Origin of the sequence: Aurantimonas litoralis (genome assembly GCF_026153195.1) — a bacterium.
Lineage (GTDB): Bacteria > Pseudomonadota > Alphaproteobacteria > Rhizobiales > Rhizobiaceae > Aurantimonas > Aurantimonas coralicida.
Genome location: NZ_JAPFBM010000004.1, coordinates 48,747 through 65,653, shown reverse-complemented (window position 1 = coordinate 65,653; position 16,907 = coordinate 48,747). Strand labels below are relative to the sequence as shown.

The 16,907-nt window shown below is 67.2% G+C and carries 16 protein-coding genes; 10 read left to right on the top strand and 6 right to left on the bottom strand.

Going from position 1 to position 16,907, the window contains the following annotated elements:
• Positions 1–237 precede the first annotated feature (237 nt).
• Positions 238–1,926, bottom strand: a complete 1,689-nt coding sequence (locus N7I30_RS10075) for a peptidoglycan L,D-endopeptidase MepK (protein ID WP_498638575.1) — start codon at positions 1,924–1,926, stop codon at positions 238–240.
• 65 nt (positions 1,927–1,991) lie between these two features.
• On the opposite strand from N7I30_RS10075, the gene N7I30_RS10070 reads away from it, so the two are divergent.
• Positions 1,992–2,177: a hypothetical protein gene (locus N7I30_RS10070; RefSeq protein WP_498638573.1), complete on the top strand. Its 186-nt coding sequence runs from the start codon at positions 1,992–1,994 to the stop codon at positions 2,175–2,177.
• Here the strand turns inward: N7I30_RS10070 and N7I30_RS10065 are convergent, their stop codons facing one another.
• On the bottom strand, positions 2,178–3,656 hold the full coding sequence (locus N7I30_RS10065; protein ID WP_498638571.1) for a sigma-54-dependent transcriptional regulator: 1,479 nt from the start codon (positions 3,654–3,656) through the stop codon (positions 2,178–2,180).
• Positions 3,657–3,835: 179 nt separating this feature from the next.
• Between N7I30_RS10065 and N7I30_RS10060 the strand changes: the two genes are divergently transcribed.
• Complete coding sequence (locus N7I30_RS10060; protein WP_498638569.1) at positions 3,836–5,662, top strand: M3 family oligoendopeptidase; 1,827 nt, start codon at positions 3,836–3,838, stop codon at positions 5,660–5,662.
• A gap of 43 nt (positions 5,663–5,705) precedes the next feature.
• Here the strand turns inward: N7I30_RS10060 and N7I30_RS10055 are convergent, their stop codons facing one another.
• Positions 5,706–5,981 (bottom strand): helix-turn-helix domain-containing protein, encoded by a 276-nt coding sequence (locus tag N7I30_RS10055; RefSeq protein ID WP_498638567.1) that lies wholly within the window; start codon positions 5,979–5,981, stop codon positions 5,706–5,708.
• Positions 5,982–6,256: 275 nt separating this feature from the next.
• Between N7I30_RS10055 and N7I30_RS10050 the strand changes: the two genes are divergently transcribed.
• Positions 6,257–6,754, top strand: a complete 498-nt coding sequence (locus tag N7I30_RS10050) for a DUF2269 family protein (protein WP_498638565.1) — start codon at positions 6,257–6,259, stop codon at positions 6,752–6,754.
• Between the two features lie 23 nt (positions 6,755–6,777).
• Entirely contained in the window at positions 6,778–8,088 is a 1,311-nt protein-coding gene (locus tag N7I30_RS10045) for an SDR family oxidoreductase (protein ID WP_498638563.1), read from the top strand.
• Positions 8,089–8,219: 131 nt separating this feature from the next.
• On the opposite strand, the gene N7I30_RS10040 is transcribed toward N7I30_RS10045, so the two are convergent.
• Positions 8,220–9,209, bottom strand: a complete 990-nt coding sequence (locus N7I30_RS10040) for a small ribosomal subunit Rsm22 family protein (protein ID WP_498638561.1) — start codon at positions 9,207–9,209, stop codon at positions 8,220–8,222.
• Between the two features lie 201 nt (positions 9,210–9,410).
• On the opposite strand from N7I30_RS10040, the gene N7I30_RS10035 reads away from it, so the two are divergent.
• From N7I30_RS10035 to hemH, 4 genes are all read left to right on the top strand, one after another.
• On the top strand, positions 9,411–10,856 hold the full coding sequence (locus N7I30_RS10035) for a homospermidine synthase (protein WP_498638559.1): 1,446 nt from the start codon (positions 9,411–9,413) through the stop codon (positions 10,854–10,856).
• A 462-nt stretch (positions 10,857–11,318) separates the two neighbouring features.
• Positions 11,319–11,765: a nuclear transport factor 2 family protein gene (locus N7I30_RS10030; protein WP_024348918.1), complete on the top strand. Its 447-nt coding sequence runs from the start codon at positions 11,319–11,321 to the stop codon at positions 11,763–11,765.
• Between the two features lie 165 nt (positions 11,766–11,930).
• Positions 11,931–12,302, top strand: a complete 372-nt coding sequence (locus tag N7I30_RS10025) for an Omp10 family outer membrane lipoprotein (protein ID WP_024348919.1) — start codon at positions 11,931–11,933, stop codon at positions 12,300–12,302.
• Between the two features lie 157 nt (positions 12,303–12,459).
• A complete protein-coding gene (gene hemH, locus N7I30_RS10020; protein WP_024348920.1) occupies positions 12,460–13,521 on the top strand; it encodes a ferrochelatase in 1,062 nt (353 codons plus the stop codon).
• A 110-nt stretch (positions 13,522–13,631) separates the two neighbouring features.
• On the opposite strand, the gene N7I30_RS10015 is transcribed toward hemH, so the two are convergent.
• Positions 13,632–14,030 (bottom strand): response regulator, encoded by a 399-nt coding sequence (locus N7I30_RS10015; RefSeq protein ID WP_498638555.1) that lies wholly within the window; start codon positions 14,028–14,030, stop codon positions 13,632–13,634.
• Positions 14,031–14,354: 324 nt separating this feature from the next.
• Between N7I30_RS10015 and N7I30_RS10010 the strand changes: the two genes are divergently transcribed.
• Positions 14,355–15,362 carry an SPFH domain-containing protein gene (locus N7I30_RS10010; RefSeq protein WP_498639073.1) on the top strand — a complete coding sequence of 336 codons (1,008 nt, stop codon included), beginning with the start codon at positions 14,355–14,357 and terminating at the stop codon, positions 15,360–15,362.
• A gap of 5 nt (positions 15,363–15,367) precedes the next feature.
• Positions 15,368–15,814: an NfeD family protein gene (locus N7I30_RS10005; RefSeq protein ID WP_498638553.1), complete on the top strand. Its 447-nt coding sequence runs from the start codon at positions 15,368–15,370 to the stop codon at positions 15,812–15,814.
• A 15-nt stretch (positions 15,815–15,829) separates the two neighbouring features.
• Here N7I30_RS10005 and N7I30_RS10000 read toward each other — a convergent pair whose 3' ends face one another.
• Complete coding sequence (locus N7I30_RS10000; RefSeq protein WP_228240277.1) at positions 15,830–16,813, bottom strand: KpsF/GutQ family sugar-phosphate isomerase; 984 nt, start codon at positions 16,811–16,813, stop codon at positions 15,830–15,832.
• Positions 16,814–16,907: the final 94 nt, after the last annotated feature.

Here is a 16,907-nt window from a genome sequence, read left to right as displayed (position 1 = left end):
CGCTCGCACGACGTGCATTCCTCGTCCCCATACAAGGCTTCGACGGACTTTTACGTATCGGTCAACTGGCGCCGCGCCCCGGTCTTCTCCGCAACACCACCGCGCGTTCGGCCGTGCAGGCCGCAGCGGCGCGTTGCCGGTCCCGCCACTCCACGCCCGAACGAAAACGGCCGCCCGGTGGCAACACCGGACGGCCGTCGACGATCTTGATCGTGCGCGGATGGCGGAGCGGCGGCCTTACTGGCCGACCTTCACCATCGGCAGGAAGTTGACGGCCGAGCCCGAGAAGCGGTCGCTCTTGCCGGCATTGGCCGCCGGGGCGAAGCCCGAGGCGAACAGCGTGCTCGGCAAATTGCCGACCAGCCGCCCGGCATCCGGCTTGGCCGTCGCCAGGCGCGCGGCCCGGCTGTCGGTGTCGGAGACGAGCGCCGCAATCTTGAAGCGCGAGGCGATGGCCTCCTGCGGATCGAGCACCTTCGGCTTCGGCGTGTCCTGCACCACGGCGTTGAGGACGCGGCCGCCCTTGCCCGAAGTCGCTGCTGCGGCAACCGCCGCATCGGCCGGCTGCGGCCGGGGCTTCGGCGCGCTGGATGCCGCTGCGGTCATCAGCGCCGGCACCGGCTTGGTGGCCTGCGGGTCGATCTGCGGACGCGGGCTCGGCGCCCTGGCGGCCATCTCCACGGCCTTCATCGTCTCTTTGGCAGGCGCCGCCTTGGCGATCGCCGTCGCGGCGGTTGCCGGCTTGTCCTGCAACACGCTCTCGAATTGCGGGCGGTTGCCCGGCGTGGGAACCGCATAGGCCATCTGGCCGCTCGCCACGGTCTCGCTGGCCTGCTCCTCGAGCGCGGCAACGAGGGTCGACACCGCATCCTCGCGGGCCGCCGGGGCGTCGGAGGCGTCGGCCGGCACGGCGCGGCTCGGCGCCCAGGTCGGTACCGGGATCTGTGCATTGATCAGGGCCGCGACCTCGGTCTGCGCGGGGGCGGCAGCCGAGGCCGGCGCACCCGTATCGAAGCGGTCGCCGACCGGCACCGCGACACCGCCCGGCAGATCCCGGCTTGGGCGCGCCTGCGGCACGACCGAAGCGACCTCGACCTTCGGCGCGGCCGCGGTCTTCACCGGAGCCCGCGGCGTCGGCGCGCTCTGCACCTCGTCCTCCCCCTCGTCGCCATCGCCGAACAGCATGGCCAGCAGCGTCTTGCCGCCGCCCGAAGAGCCCGAGCCGGCATTGGCGACCTGGATCGACGAGCCGCCGCGGCGCTGCTTGTAGGACGCCAGCGCCTGCTGGTAGCCCGGCAGCGGCTTGCCGTCGGAGGGCACATGCACCGTGTTCCCGTTCGGGAAGACCGCCATCAGCTGCTTGCGGTTCATACGCGGCCAGTGGCGGGCGTTGCCGACATCGAAATGCACGAAGGGCGAGCCGGACTTGGGATAATAGCCGACGCCGCCGACCTGCATCTTCAGGCCGATCTCGCGCAGCTTGGCCAGCGGCACGTCCGGAATGTAGAAGTCGAGCGCCTTGCCCAGCGTGTGCTGGCTCTTCTTGGCGACGCCCGAGCTGCGCGAGCGCAGCATCGAATTGGTGGCCGGCGAGCGATAGCTGGAGACGACATTGATGAGGGCGTTGGAGCCGCTCTGGCGATACGCCTCCCAGATCAGGTCCAGGAGCCGCGGGTCGATCTGGGTCTGCTCGCCCTTGCGCCAGTCGCGCAGGAACCAGTTGATCTTCTTGAGCTCGCCGCTGTTGTAGCGGCCGTTGCTCTTGTAGGAGAAGCTGCCCTTCTCCTTGGTATGCAGATTGTAGAACTTCAGGACGCGGGTCTCGGCCTTCGCCGCGGTGACCGTGCCGCCGATCAGCAGAGCCAGGGCAGCGAACGTCGCGAGGCGCCAGGCCGAGCGGCCGGCGCGAGCGGTATGTCCGAACATGCGGTCTCTTCCCCTCAAAACACTTGCCTGCCCGTCGGACGCATCCGCCGGTATGGGCAACCCCGATGACCGTTCTCGTCGCCTGTCCAATTTTTCCGAAACTGCGGCATGAAGATGACAGTCAGCGAACTTTCTCCCGATTCTGCAAGAAAAGCGTTAAGGCCCAATTAAGCTTACTCGCCGGGATAGTGGTGTTTCGGCGTGAAATCAACGCCTTGCCGGATGGGAAGATCTTGACCGGCGCAAGCTGATCAATCGGCGTCGATCTTGTATTCCCGCATCTTGCGGTACAGCGTCGACCGCCCGATTCCCAGCCGCCGGGCGATTTCGCTCATGCGGCCATGATACTGGGCATGGGCCAGCCGGATCAGATCCGCCTCCACCTCCTCGACCCGCCGCACTTCGCCATTCTGGTCGCGCACCGCGAAATCTGCGGGCTCGGTGCGACCGTGGCCGTTGGATATCGGCGCCGGGTCGCCCGGCGCCCCGGCGCCGTGGCCGGCATGGGCCGCCGCATGGGGGTCCGCCTCCGCCTCTGTCTCTGCGGGCCCGGCCGCGATCAGCGCCGCGATCTGCGGGAAGTCCACCGCCGTCAGGCTTTCGCTCTCGCCCAGCACCACCGCGCGGTGGATGGCGTTCTCCAGCTGCCGGATATTGCCCGGCCAGTCGTAGCGCTGCAGGAGCGCGATCGCGTCGGCCGCCAGGTGCCGGACCGGCGATTGCGGCTCCATCGCCACGTAGCGGTCGACGAAGCGGCGGGCCAGCTTGGCGATCTCGCTGCGCCGCTCGCGCAGCGGCGGCACGGTCAGCTCGAAGGCGTTCAGCCGGTAATAGAGGTCCTCGCGGAACCGGCCCGCAGTCACCCCGGCCGCCAGGTCCCGGTTGGTCGCCGAGATGATCCGCACATCGGTCTTCACCGCCTGGCGCCCGCCCACCGGGTCGATGACGCCGTCCTGCAGCACCCGCAGCAGCTTCACCTGCGCCGAGGCCGACAATTCGCCGACCTCGTCGAGCAGCAGCGTGCCGCCATTGGCCTCCGCGAACTTGCCCTCATGCGGCTGGCCGGCATCGGTGAAGGCGCCCTTGGCGTGCCCGAACAGGATGCTCTCCACCAGGTCGCCGGGCAGCGCCCCGCAATTGACCTTGACGAAGGGCGCCTTGGCGCGGTCGCCGCCGGCCTGGATCGCGCTCGCCAGCCATTCCTTGCCGACCCCGGTCTCGCCGGAGATCAGCACCGGAATGCCCGAGCGCGCCGCCTTGGCCGCCGCCGCCAGCACCGGCCGCAGCGCCGGCGAGGCGTCGCCCTGGTCGAGCCGCACGGTGCGCGCCTTCGACGTGGTCCGCCGCGTCGCCGCACCGCGCATCTTCAGCGCGCTGTCGATCACCGATTTCAGCTTGTCCGGCGACACCGGCTTGACGACGAAGTCGAAGGCGCCGGCCCGCATCGCCTCGACGACGGTGTCGATCGAACCCTTGCCGGTCTGCACGATCACCGGAATGTCGAGATTGCGCCGCCGCATCTCGGCCATCACCTCGCTGCCGCCCTTGTCGGGCATCATCAGGTCGAGGATGACGGCGGAGATTTCGCCCGGCTGGTGCGCGTCGAGCGCCCGCAACGCCGCGAGGCCGCCGTCGCAGGTCAGCGGACGCAGGCCCATCCGGCCGATCTGGGCTTCCACCAGACGCCGTTGAATGGGGTCGTCGTCAACGATAAGTACTACGCGGTTCATGTCAGCCTCCAGTCTCGTCTTGACGCGAGAACGACCCAAATTGACACGCACCGCTAAAAAGCGACTGAACGAGAATGGGCAAAAAAGTCCCAGCAATTTCAGTCGAATTTGATCCTTTCCGACGGCCGTCCGGCGACCCGCGCCGGCCGGTATTCCCGCCAAGCCATGAGATTGTCCCGATGACGCATTCTGTCCGACCGACCTTTTCCGCCGCCGAGACGGCGGTCGACGCCACCGGCGCCCTGCCGGAATGGAATCTGTCGGATCTCTACCCGGCCATGGACAGTCCCGAACTGACACGCGACGTCGAGCGCGCCCGCGCCGATGCCGAGGCGTTCCAGGAGCGCTGGCGCGGCCGGCTCGAGGAAGCCGCCAGGGCCGAGGACGGCAATCTCGCCGCCGCCGTCGCCAGCTTCGAGGCGCTGGAGGAGCTTCTCGGGCGGATCATCTCCTATGCCGGGCTGGTCTATTCCGGCAACACCTCCGACCCGGCGCGCGCCAAGTTCTACGGCGACATCCAGTCGGTGGTCACCGACATCTCGTCGCGCCTCCTGTTCTTCCCGCTGGAGCTGAACCGCATCGAGGATGCCGACATGGACGCGGCAATGGACCGCGATCCGGCGCTCGCCCATTACCGGCCGTGGCTCGTCGATCTGCGCCTCGACAAGCCCTACCAGCTGGAGGATCGCGTCGAGGAGCTGTTCCACGAAAAGGCGATCACCGGCCGCGGCGCCTTCAACCGGCTGTTCGACGAGACGCTGACCTCGCTGCGCTTCACCGTCGACGGCGACGATCTGGCGCTGGAGGCGACCCTCAACATCCTGCAGGATCCGGACCGCGAGAAGCGCCGCAAGGCGGCGAGCGCCCTGACCAACGTGTTCAGCGAGAACCTGCGCACCTTCACGCTGATCACCAACACGCTGGCCAAGGACAAGGAGATCTCCGACCGCTGGCGCGGCTTCGAGGACGTCGCCGATTCCCGCCATCTGGCCAACCGGGTCGAGCGCAATGTCGTCGACGCCCTGTCGCAGGCCGTCACCGACGCCTATCCGTCGATCTCCCACCGCTATTACGCCATGAAGGCGAAATGGCTCGGCCAGGACGTCATCGACTACTGGGACCGCAACGCGCCGCTGCCCGATTCCACCCGCCGCGACATCTCCTGGGACGAGGCCCGGCACACGGTGCTGTCGGCCTATTCGGGCTTCGCGCCGGAAATGGCCTCGATCGCCGAGCGCTTCTTCACCAATGACTGGATCGACGCGGCAATCCGGCCGGGCAAGTCGCCGGGCGCCTTCGCCCATCCCACCGTGCCGAGCGTCCACCCCTATGTGCTGCTCAACTACATGGGCAAGCCGCGCGACGTGATGACCCTCGCCCACGAGCTCGGCCACGGCGTCCACCAGGTGCTGGCCGGCCGCCAGGGCGCGCTGATGGCGGCGACCCCGCTGACGCTCGCCGAGACCGCCTCGGTCTTCGGCGAGATGCTGACCTTCCGCTCGCTGCTCGACCAGGCGACGACCAAGGCGGAGCGCAAGACGCTGCTCGCCTCCAAGGTCGAGGACATGATCAACACGGTGGTCCGGCAGATCGCCTTCTACCAGTTCGAGCGCGCCCTGCACGAGGAGCGCCGCGGCGGCGAACTGACCACCGAGCGGATCGGCGAGATCTGGATGGACATCCAGAAGCGCAGTCTCGGACCCGCTCTGCGCCTCGGCGACGGCTACGAGACCTACTGGACCTACGTGCCGCACTTCATCCACTCGCCGTTCTACGTCTATGCCTATGCCTTCGGCGACTGCCTGGTGAACTCGCTCTATGCGGTCTACGAGAACTCCGAGGCCGGCTTCCAGGAGAAGTATTTCGAGATGCTCAAGGCCGGCGGCACCAAGCACCATTCGGAGCTCCTGCAGCCCTTCGGCCTCGACGCCTCCGACCCCGCCTTCTGGTCCCGCGGCCTCGCCATGATCTCCGGCTTCATCGACGAACTGGAAGCCATGGACTGAGCCACCGGACAACGACCGCAAACCAGCGCCGCCGGGTGTCAGCTCAGGCGGCGCTGTCGCGTTCCAGACGCTGGCGCATGCCTTCGGGATCGTCGTGGATCACGTCGATGACGTGCCGCACGAAGCTGTCCGGCGCGGTCCGCCCCTGCTCCCAGTTCTGCAGCGTCGAGCGCGGGATCCGCAACAGGGCGGCGAAGGCCGACTGGCTGAGGCGCAGCCGTGCCCGGATCGCCTGCAGCTTCAGCGCACTGTCCAGCGGCGCCACGACGGCCTCGCTCCAGTCGGGATTGTCGTCACGGGTCATTGGATCGTCGGCCAAATCGCTTCTGCTTCTCGGCATCTCAAACGAGAGATTATCAGCGCACCCTGGCGGACGGCAGGCCCCTTCAATCCGGCATGGGGTAGTAGAGGCCACTTACGCCCGGCAGCTTTCGACCCATTGCGGACGGCTGGCCCAGCCCAATGCTTTCCTGAAAGCTGACGCCCCTGCACTTCGTTAGTCTCGTCGGGACAGTCGCGATCGGTACTTCCTGGCCTTACGCGCCTCCTTTACGACTTGTTGAGTCGTGCATCGGCATCGTCTCGTCCGGGGACATGGTCCGCAGACCAGTCAGCGGAGTTCGTTTGGACTATCTTCTGCTCAAATATCTGCATGTGATCGGCGCGATCGTCCTTCTCGGGACCGGAACAGGGATCGCCTTCTTCATGCTGATGGCGCACCGCTCGAAGGACGCGGCCTTCGTTGCGCGCACGGCGGGTGTCGTCGTCACAGCCGACATGGTGTTTACCGCTACCGCGGTGATTGCCCAACCGGTCACCGGATACGGTCTCGCCGAGATGACGGGGGTTCCCCTCTGGGAGGGCTGGCTGGGGCTGGCACTCATTCTCTACGGCGTGGCCGGTGTCTTCTGGCTGCCGGTGGTCTGGATACAGGCGCGGATGCGAGATCTAGCACTGGATGCGGCACGCGCCGGACGGGAGCTTCCGCCGGCCTATCACCGCCTCTACCGTATCTGGTTTGTCCTAGGCATTCCGGGCTTCGGCTCTGTCCTGACGATCCTGTGGCTGATGATCGCGAGGCCGGCGCTGTGACCCTCGAGGCGCGCAGACCCATCGTGGCCGTACTCGGCGCTTCGGGTCTCATCGGCGAAGCGCTCTGCACGTTTCTGATGTCGCAGGACCACGAGGTCATCCCGGTGGCGCGACGCTTCACGCCCGTTCAAGTAGCCGCGTGGGGCGGACGATTGATGCGCTTCTCGCTGGTCGACGCGGATACAGCAGGCCTGCGCGCCTATCTCGCGGCGACGGGGGCGGACGTCTTCGTGAACTGCGTCGGGGTCCTTCAAGACGCGCCGGGTTCGCCCGCCGCGACCGCCAATCTCGATTTCGTCGCACGCCTCGTCGACGCTCTTCAAACGCAGGACGGGCGTTTGCCGCTTCTCATCCACGTCTCGATCCCCGGCTCGCCGGAGGATGATCGGACGGAGTTCAGCCTGGGCAAGCGGGCGGCAGAGGCGACGATCGGCAGTTCCGGCCTTTCCCATGTGATCCTGCGTCCGGGCTTCGTCGTCGCCGATGCGGCCTATGGGGGCAGTGCCCTCATGCGATCCCTCGCCGTTCTTCCCTTCGACCTGCCAGAGAATCTTGCCGAACGCCCCTTCGCGGTGACCGCTGTCGGCGACATCGGACGCACCGTCGACTTCCTTCTGGACCAATGGTGCGCGGGACGCTGGAGTTGGCAGGCGCGCTGGGATGTGATGGACGACGAGCCGACGACCGTGGGCGATGTACTGGCTGGGCTCGCGGCGCGTTTTGCCGGGCCGCGGCGCCGGGTCAGAGTTCCGAGTTGGCTGCTGACAACGGCGGCGCTCGCCGGCGACGTCGTTTCGCTATGGGGCTGGCGCCCTCCGGTTCGCTCCACCGCTCTCGCCGAGCTGCGCCGCGGCGTGACAGGCGACGCGACGAGATGGCGCGAGGCGACCGGTCTTGCTCCCTTGTCTGGTCCGGCCACTCTCGGCGCGATTTCGGCGACGGTACAGGAACGCTGGTACGCACGCCTCTACTTGCTGAAAGCCCTTATCGTCGGCATCCTCGCTTTGTTCTGGATCGCGTCCGGCGGCATCGCAATCTCCGTCGCCTTCGATCCGGCGGTGAAGATCCTGACCGACCATGGCTTCGGTTCTTTACCTGCGACCGTCGTCACGGGGGCGACGAGCCTGATGGATCTCTCGATCGGCATCCTGATCGGCAACAGGCGGACCTGCCGCATTGGCTTGCTGGCAGGGATAGGCCTGTCCCTGTTCTACATGATCGGTGCGGCCGTCCTGACGCCGGACATGTGGATCGAACCCCTGGGCGCGCTCGTGAAGACGGGGCCGGCGATCGTTTTGATGATGGTGGGGCTGGCGGTGATTGAGGACCGTTGAGCGGCAGCTTCTTTCATCGAAAGGCGCAAGAGCCGACCGTCGCTCTCCACCCAAAGCAGCCGCTTGCTTCCCGTCCCGAACCAGGCCCGGCGGTTGGCGCGATCGGTGGCCTTTGCCGCCGCCTGCCCCCCTCACTCCAGCGCATCGCCCCAGTCGAGGCGGCGGGCGGTGCGGAACAGGTGGCCCTCGCGCTTGGTGACCAGCCGGTCGCGCAGCGAGCCGTCGTCGTTGCAGAGCTTGAGGGTTATCTTGCCGCTGCCCTTGCGGGCTGGCGCCAGCACCCGGGCCGCAGGCGGTGCGGCCGGCGTGCGGGCCACCGCCAGATAGGCGTATTTCTCGTCCTCGAAGGGCACCGTGGCGCTCTTGGCCAGACGGTGGGTGCGCGTGCGCTCCACCCGCTCGGCGAAATGGCACCAGTCCGGCACCCTCACCGGACAGGCCCTGGCATGCGGACACGGCGCGACGATCTCCGCCCCCGCCTCCAGCAGCGCATCGCGTGCCAAGAGGATGCGCTGCCAACCCGCCGGCGTGCCCGGTTCGACGATCAGCAGTACCCCCGCCGTCAGCCGCCAGAGCGCGGCCATCAGCGGTGCCAGCTGCGCCGGTGCCAGTTCGTCCAGCACATAGCCGAGCGTCACCAGATCGGCCGGCGCACGCGCGCCCAGCGCCGTGGCGAGATCGCCGCGCACCCAGTCGACATGCAGGGCATCGCCCGCGTCCGCCGTGTCGGCAAAACCGTCCCGCGTCAGCGCCTCGCCGACCGCCATGGCCGGCGCGCTCGCCTCCACCAGCGTCGCCCGGGTCAGGCCGGGATAGGCGTCGCGGGCGGCAAACAGCGCCGTGCCGGGCCCCGCCCCCACGTCGAGCAGCGACACCGGCGCGAAATCCGGCCGCCGCCCGGCCACCGCCTCGAGGCTCGCGCGGATTGCCGCGAAGGTCGCCGGCATGCGCGCCGCCAGATAGGCCAGCACCGCCGCCTCGCCGTCCAGATGCTGGCGTCCGTCGCGGGTCTCGGCCCGGTAGCGCTGGCTCAGCCGCGAACCGGCGAGGCGCAGATCGTCGAAGGATTCCGCGTCCAGGCGGTCCGCCAGCGCCGCGCGCAGGGTCGGGGGAAGCTGCATGGGGCTGTCCTGCCTCCGCAAGAATGTCGTATCGGCTGCGCCATGAAACCGACAAGCCCGTCCCCGATAGGTCCGGCTTGCCCGCCGGCGCCCGCTTCCGCGGCGCTGCGCACTTTCAATTGTCACGGAAACGTTCTAGCGGCTTGCCCGAACACTCCGTGACGATGACCGGCTCCGAGTTGAACCGAAGGAATTTCGCAAATGGCCCAAGAGAACCATCCGATCCACGCCAAGATCACCGGTCCGGTGGTGATGATCGGTTTCGGCTCGATCGGCAAGGGCACCCTGCCGCTGATCGAACGCCATTTCGACTACGACAAGAGCCGCTTCACGGTCATCGACCCCAACGATGCCGACAAGCAGATGCTCGACGAGCGCGGCATCCGCTTCGTCAACGAGGCGGTGACCCGCAAGAACTACGAGGAACTGCTGACGCCGCTGCTCACCGAGGGTGAAGGCCAGGGCTTCTGCGTCAACCTGTCGGTCGACACCGGTTCGCTCGATCTCATCAAGCTGTGCCGCAAGCTCGGCGTCCTCTACATCGACACCGTCGTCGAGCCGTGGCTCGGCTTCTATTTCGACGAGAGCCTGTCGAACGCCGACCGCACCAATTACGCGCTGCGCGAGACCGTCCGCAAGGAGAAGCGCAAGAACCCCGGCGGCACCACCGCCGTCTCCTGCTGCGGCGCCAATCCGGGCATGGTCTCCTGGTTCGTCAAGCAGGCCCTCGTCGACGTCGCCACCAAGGTCGGCCTGGAATTCACCGAACCCACCTTCGACGACCGCGAGGGCTGGGCCAAGCTGATGAAGAAGGCCGGCGTCAAGGGCATCCACATCGCCGAGCGCGACACCCAGCGCACCAAGAACCCGAAGCCGATGAACGTCTTCTGGAACACCTGGTCGGTGGAAGGCTTCCTGTCGGAAGGCGTGCAGCCGTCGGAGCTGGGCTGGGGCACCCACGAGAAGTGGATGCCGAAGAACGCCCGCACCCACAAGAAGGGCAACCAGGCGGCGATCTATCTCGAGCAGCCGGGCGGCAACACCCGCGTGCGCACCTGGTGCCCGACGCCGGGCGCCCAGTACGGCTTCCTCGTCACCCACAACGAGTCGATCTCGATCGCCGACTTCTTCACCCACCGCAACAAGGATGACGAGGTCACCTACCGGCCGACCTGCCACTACGCCTACCATCCCTGCAACGACGCGGTGCTGTCGCTGCACGAGGTGTTCGGCGCCGCCGGCAAGTTCCAGCCGGTCCACCACGTCCTCGACGAGAACGAGCTGGTCGACGGCGTCGACGAGCTCGGCGTGCTGCTCTACGGCCACGACGCCAACGCCTACTGGTACGGCTCGCAGCTCTCGCTGGAAGAGACCCGCAAGCTGGCGCCCTACCAGAACGCCACCGGCCTGCAGGTGACCTCGGCAGTCATGGCCGGCATGGTCTGGGCGCTGGAGAACCCGGAAGCCGGCATCGTGGAGTCCGACGAGATGGACTACAAGCGCTGCCTGGAAGTGCAGTCGCCCTATCTCGGCCCGGTCAAGGGCTACTACACCGACTGGACCCCGCTGACCGATCGTCCGGGCCTCTTCCCCGAGGACCTCGACGAGAAGGACCCCTGGCAGTTCCGCAACATCCTGGTGCGCTGACCTCCGCCACCACGCATCATCATGTTCAACCGCCGGCAGTCATCTGCCGGCGGTTTTTCTTTGTGCGCGCCCAATGTCAGAGCGCGGAGTGGCAGGCGAATCGCCCGCCCGGCGGCGCGTTTCACGCCATGATCCACCGAAACAACGCGTCAGCCGCCGGCAAGCCGTTCTTTCGCCTGCCTTATCCACAATTATATTCCCATAGGGAAACTTCTCGGACGCGATCGGCGAAATGTCGCGAAACCGGCGATTTCCACCGCTTTTTCGCAACCTCGCCGCGAAATCGTCGCAGCGATCATGTCGCTTGAACAAACTTCACCACGCGGATGCCGCAGAACGAGACGCCCGGTACTTGCTTTTCCGCTTGAATATCCAAGGTTTGACCGTCCGGGTGGGAGTTTGTTGCGTCACCCGACGAAAATCGGAAGAGCGGCCCGGGCCGTTCTCCGCTCGGAGCAGTTCATGGTCGACACGGCAGTCACGCGTAAGATCGTCGAGGAAGTGATGGAAGCGGTGATGGCGGGAGCCGCGGGCTCCATCGCCCGTCACTTCGTACCCGGCGCCATGGTGTCCCAGCGCAGCAATGCCGCCATGTCGGACGCGCCGTGGTTCGGCCGCATGGAGGGCGAGTTCCGGCTGCAGGGCGAGGAGGAGGCGCGCGCCTTCTTCGACGAGATGCTGAAGCGCACCACCTACATCTCCTATGATCTGCGCGGCATCGTCTGCGAGGACGACAACGCCGCCAGCCGCTGCGACTGGACGCGCCGCGACGAGAAGACCGGCACGCTGATCACCGGCACCACCATGTACTGGTTCGCCTTCACCTCCGACGCGCGGATCCGCTCCATCGAGACCATCGGCTCGATCCATTCGGTCATTCCCCTGCGCAAGGCCGAGAAGGTCGACTGAACCGTCCCCGTGCCCGTGCTTGCCGTCATGACAGCCGTTTCAAATTGGGATAGCGTGGCACGCGTCTCAAAGCGTTGCGGCGGCGCGGTGCCGTCCCCACGCGAACATTGTTGCCTTAGCGGATCGGCGGTCGCCGGAGTGCCGCATCAGTATCGAGGTCGTATCATGCGCCGTATCGCCGTCACCCTCAGCCTCGCCGCGTTTGCCCTGGGCGCCTGCCAGAGCGAGCGGGCCCAGATGTCGCGGCCGCTGCCGCAGGCCGCCGCCTATCAGGGCGTCGAGGGCCGCTGGGCCTCGACCGGTGGCCCGATCGCCTACACCGCGGTGTTCCAGAACGGCCGCTTCACCTCGGCCGAGCGCGATACCAACGGCCTCCTGGCCGAGGGCAACTACACCTCGAGCGGCGCCTCGCGCATCCAGCTCAACTTCACCTCGGTCGCCCGCGGCGTCCAGATCGCGGCCAACTGCAACCATGGCGGCGGCACGATGGTCTGCACCTCCTCGGACGGTTCGACCTTCCGTCTCGCCCGCGCCTGAAAATCGGTCGCACCCTGATCGCATCGCCGGCGGTTCCAGCCGCCGGCAATCCTCCCTATATGGCCTTGCACGAGGTCGGTCCGGGCGCCCAGCGCCGCCCGGCGTGTTCTGCCGTGGACACGAGCGACCGCCCGCCACACGACGCAAGGACCTGCCGATGAATGCCCTGACCAAGACCATCGCCGAACGCTCGATCGGCCCCCTCCCCGAGGGTCATCCGCCGGTGAAGCAGCCCAAGGTCGGCGTTCTCCTGGTCAATCTCGGCACGCCCGACGGCACCGACTTCAAGCCGATGCGCCGCTATCTGAAGGAGTTCCTCTCCGACAAGCGCGTCATCGAATGGCCGCGCGCCGCCTGGTATCCGATCCTCTACGGCATCGTCCTCAACACCCGTCCCAAGAAGTCCGGCGCGGCCTATGCCGAGATCTGGAACAAGGAGCGCAACGAGTCCCCCTTGCGCACCTTCACCCGGGCCCAGGGCGAAAAGCTTGCCGCCCGCATGGCCGGCGATGCCGGCGTCGTCGTCGACTGGGCCATGCGCTACGGCAAGCCCTCCATCGCCGAGCGCACCGACGCGTTGATGGAACAGGGCTGCGAGCGCATCCTCGTCTACCCGCTCTATCCCCAATACGCCGCCTCGACGACCGCCACGGTCAACGACAAGTTCTTCGAGCACATGATGGGCAAGCGCTGGATGCCGGCCGTGCGCACCGTGCCCGCCTATCACGACGAGCCGGTCTATATCGACGCCCTCGCCCGCTCGATCGAGACGCATCTGGCGACGCTCGACTTCGAGCCGGAGCGGGTGATCTGCTCCTATCACGGCATTCCGCAGAGCTATTTCCGCAAGGGCGACCCCTATCACTGCCATTGCCAGAAGACCTCGCGGCTTCTCGAAGAGCGGCTCGGTTGGCCCAAGGGCCGGCTGATGACCACCTTCCAGTCGCGCTTCGGCCCGGAGGAATGGCTGCAGCCCTATACCGACAAGACCGTCGAGAAGCTGGCGCAGGAGGGCATCAAGGACATCGCCGTCCTCAACCCCGGCTTCGTGTCGGATTGCCTGGAGACGCTGGAGGAGATCGCCGGCGAGGCGGGCGAGATCTTCCACGAGGCCGGCGGCCGGAACTTCGCCCATATCCCCTGCCTCAACGACAGCGAGCCGGGCATGGACGTCATCGAGGCGATGGTCCGCCGCGAACTGCGCGGCTGGATCGACTAGTCGCCGACGCGCAAACGGCCCCGTTCGGCAAGCGAGCGGGGTCGCGCATCTGGCGCGGTCTCCAGTGATGTTCGAAGAGGAATGCGGCCCTCACGGCTGCCGCGGCCGGGCTAGATGCTGAGGCCTTCGCTCTGCATCTGCGTCGCCGCGTTCAGCGGCCCGATCAGCCAGGTCTCGGCATAGGGCTTGTCCACGAAGCCGATCGGCCGAGCCGCCAGCGCCTCGGTCACCATCGCGTCGCCGATGCCGGCGCTGACGAAGAGCGAGGGAATGTCGTGCTCCTCGCGCAGCCATTTCGCCACCGCCACGCCGTTCGGTCCGCGCCGCAGCCGGACATCCACCACGGCGACATCCACCGCGCCGGCGGCGATCTCGTCCATGACCTCGAAGAAGTCCTTGGCAATGCCGACGACCTCGTAGCCATTGTCCTCGAGCATGACCCTCAGATCGATGGCGATCAGAAGCTCGTCTTCGACGATGAGAACCCGGGGTCGTGCCAGTCGCGCCATGCCATTCCCTTTCGTCAACCGGGAAAGGAAGCGCAGATCCCCGGATCGGTTCCCTCCCGTTCCGGCATTATGTGTATTTTTATGGAACAGTTGGCGAACGTCGGCAGGCTTTGCACAGATTTCGGCAAAACCGCCACGCGAAGACCATCACATGACACGTATGACGTGTCGGCCAACGCCGTTTATACTAAGCAAAACTGACATCCCAGATGCGCCTTGCGTTCCGCTTCCGTCTCCCCTGATATGCGGCCATTGCCGGATGCGGCCCAGCAGGATGCGGGACGGTCACGGCAGCGGAGGTTTTTCATGTTCGCAGGCGATTTCCTGTCGGGAACGGGCATCCTTGTCCTCGTCGTGCTGTTCGTCGCGGTGCTCGTCCTCCTGTCGACGATCAAGATCGTCCCGCAGGGCTACAATTACACGGTCGAGAATTTCGGCCGCTACACCCGCACGCTCACCCCCGGCCTCAACATCATCGTGCCCTTCATCGAGCGCGTCGGGCGCAAGCTCAACATGATGGAGCAGGTGCTGGACGTGCCGACCCAGGAGGTCATCACCCGCGACAACGCCTCGGTCGCCGCCGACGGCGTCGCCTTCTACCAGGTGCTGGACGCCGCCGCGGCCGCCTACGAGGTGTCCGGGCTGGAGAACGCCATCCTCAATCTGGTGATGACCAATCTGCGTTCGGTCATGGGCTCGATGGATCTCGACGATCTCCTGTCCAACCGCGATGCGATCTCCGAGAAGATCCTGCGCGTCGTCGACCAGGCCGCCAACAGCTGGGGCATCAAGATCACCCGCATCGAGATCAAGGACATCAACCCGCCCAAGAACCTCGTCGATTCCATGGCCCGGCAGATGATGGCCGAGCGCGAGAAGCGGGCCGAGATCCTCGAGGCCGAAGGCTCGCGCAACGCCGCGATCCTGCGTGCCGAGGGGGAGAAGCAGTCGCAGATCCTGCAGGCCGAGGGCCGCCGCGACGCCGCCTATCGCGAGGCCGAGGGCCGCGAGCGCCTGGCCGAGGCCGAGGCCACCGCCACCCGCCTGGTCTCCGACGCCATCGCCGCCGGCGACGTCCAGGCGATCAACTACTTCGTCGCCCAGAAATACACCGAGGCGCTGGGCAAGCTCGCCTCCGCGCCCAACCAGCGCGTCGTGCTGATGCCGCTGGAGGCCTCGTCGCTGATCGGCTCGATCGCCGGCATCGGCGAACTTGCCCGGGCGACCTTCGGCGACGACGCCACGGCCGGGGCGCGGCCCCAGGCCGGCCCCACCGCCGGCAAGTCGCGCACGCGGGTTCCCACTGCGCCCTCTGGCGGCAGTGAGGGCTGACCGCCATGCCTGAGGTTCTGATCGATTACGGCTGGTGGATCCTCGGCCTCGTGCTGCTCGCCCTCGAAGTCGCCGCGCCCGGCGTCTACCTGTTGTTCTTCGGCATTGCCGCGCTGATCGTCGGGATGAACGTCTTCTTCCTCGGCACCGGCTGGTTCGGCTGGGAGCAGCAGATCATCGCCTTCGTCATCCTGTCCGTCGCCGCGGCGCTGCTCGGCCGCCGCTGGTACGGCAACAAGAGCGTCGCCGGCGATGGCGAACGGCTTAACAGGCGCACGGCCCGGCTGGTCGGCCGTCAGGCCGTCCTGACCGAGCCGATCGTCGACGGCCGTGGCCGGATCGCGATCGAGGACAGCTGGTGGAGCGTCACCGGGCCGGACATGCCGGCCGGCGCCCATGTCCGGATCACCGGTGCGGACGGCTCGGTGCTGGTCGTCGAACCCGCGCCCTGAGGACGGGCAGGATCGTCAGGCGACGCCGATCCGCAGGAGGTCGTGCATGTGAACGATGCCGACCGGACGCCGGTCGCGCACCACCATCAGCGCGGTGATGTTGGACGAATTGACGATCTCCAGCGCCTTGGCGGCCAGGGTCTCCGGCGTGATCGTCTTGGGGTTGGCGGTCATCACCGTGTCCACGGTCTCGGCCAGGAGGTCCGGGCCGAGGTGGCGGCGCAGATCGCCGTCGGTGACGATGCCGATCAGGCAGCCGCCCGCATCGACCACCGCCGCACAGCCGAAGCTCTTGCGCGACATCACGATGATCGCCTCGGCCATGGTCGTGCCGGACGCCACCAGCGGCAGCGCCTCGCCGACATGCATCAGGTCGCCGACATGGACGAGGCTCGCGCCCAGCTGCCCGCCGGGATGGAAGACGTGGAAGTCGCCCGGCGTGAAGCCCCGGCGTTCCAGCAGCGCCACCGCCAGCGCGTCGCCGAGCGCCGCCTGCAGCGTCGTCGAGGAGGTCGGCGCCAGGCCGTGCGGACAGGCTTCGGCCACCCGCGGCAGGAGCAGCGCCACATCCGCCTCGCGCGCCAGCGTCGAGCCCGGCCGCGAGGTCATGGCGATCAGCGGCAGCTTGAAGCGCCGCGTATAGGCGACGATGCCCTTCAGCTCCGTCGTCTCGCCGGACCACGACATGGCCAGCACCGCGTCGTCACGGCCGATCATGCCGAGATCGCCGTGATTGGCTTCGGACGGATGCACGAAGAAGGCCGGCGTGCCGGTCGAGGCGAAGGTCGCCGCGATCTTCGCGCCGATATGGCCGCTCTTGCCGACGCCGGTGATGATCAGCCGGCCGGTGATGCCGGCGATCAGGTCCAGCACCCGCTCGAACGGCTCGGCCATCTCGGCCTCGAGCAGCGCCGCCAGCGCGCGCAGGCCGTCCGCCTCGGTGGTGACGGTGCGAACCGCCGACTGCGAACCGGGTTTCGGGGCGGTGGGCTGGGGCATGGATTGGGCGATCACGACGCGGGGAATCACTGTTTTGTTGCAAGATGTGGCGACCAATGACCAGTTCGGTCCGGCCAAAACAAGGCATGTGACG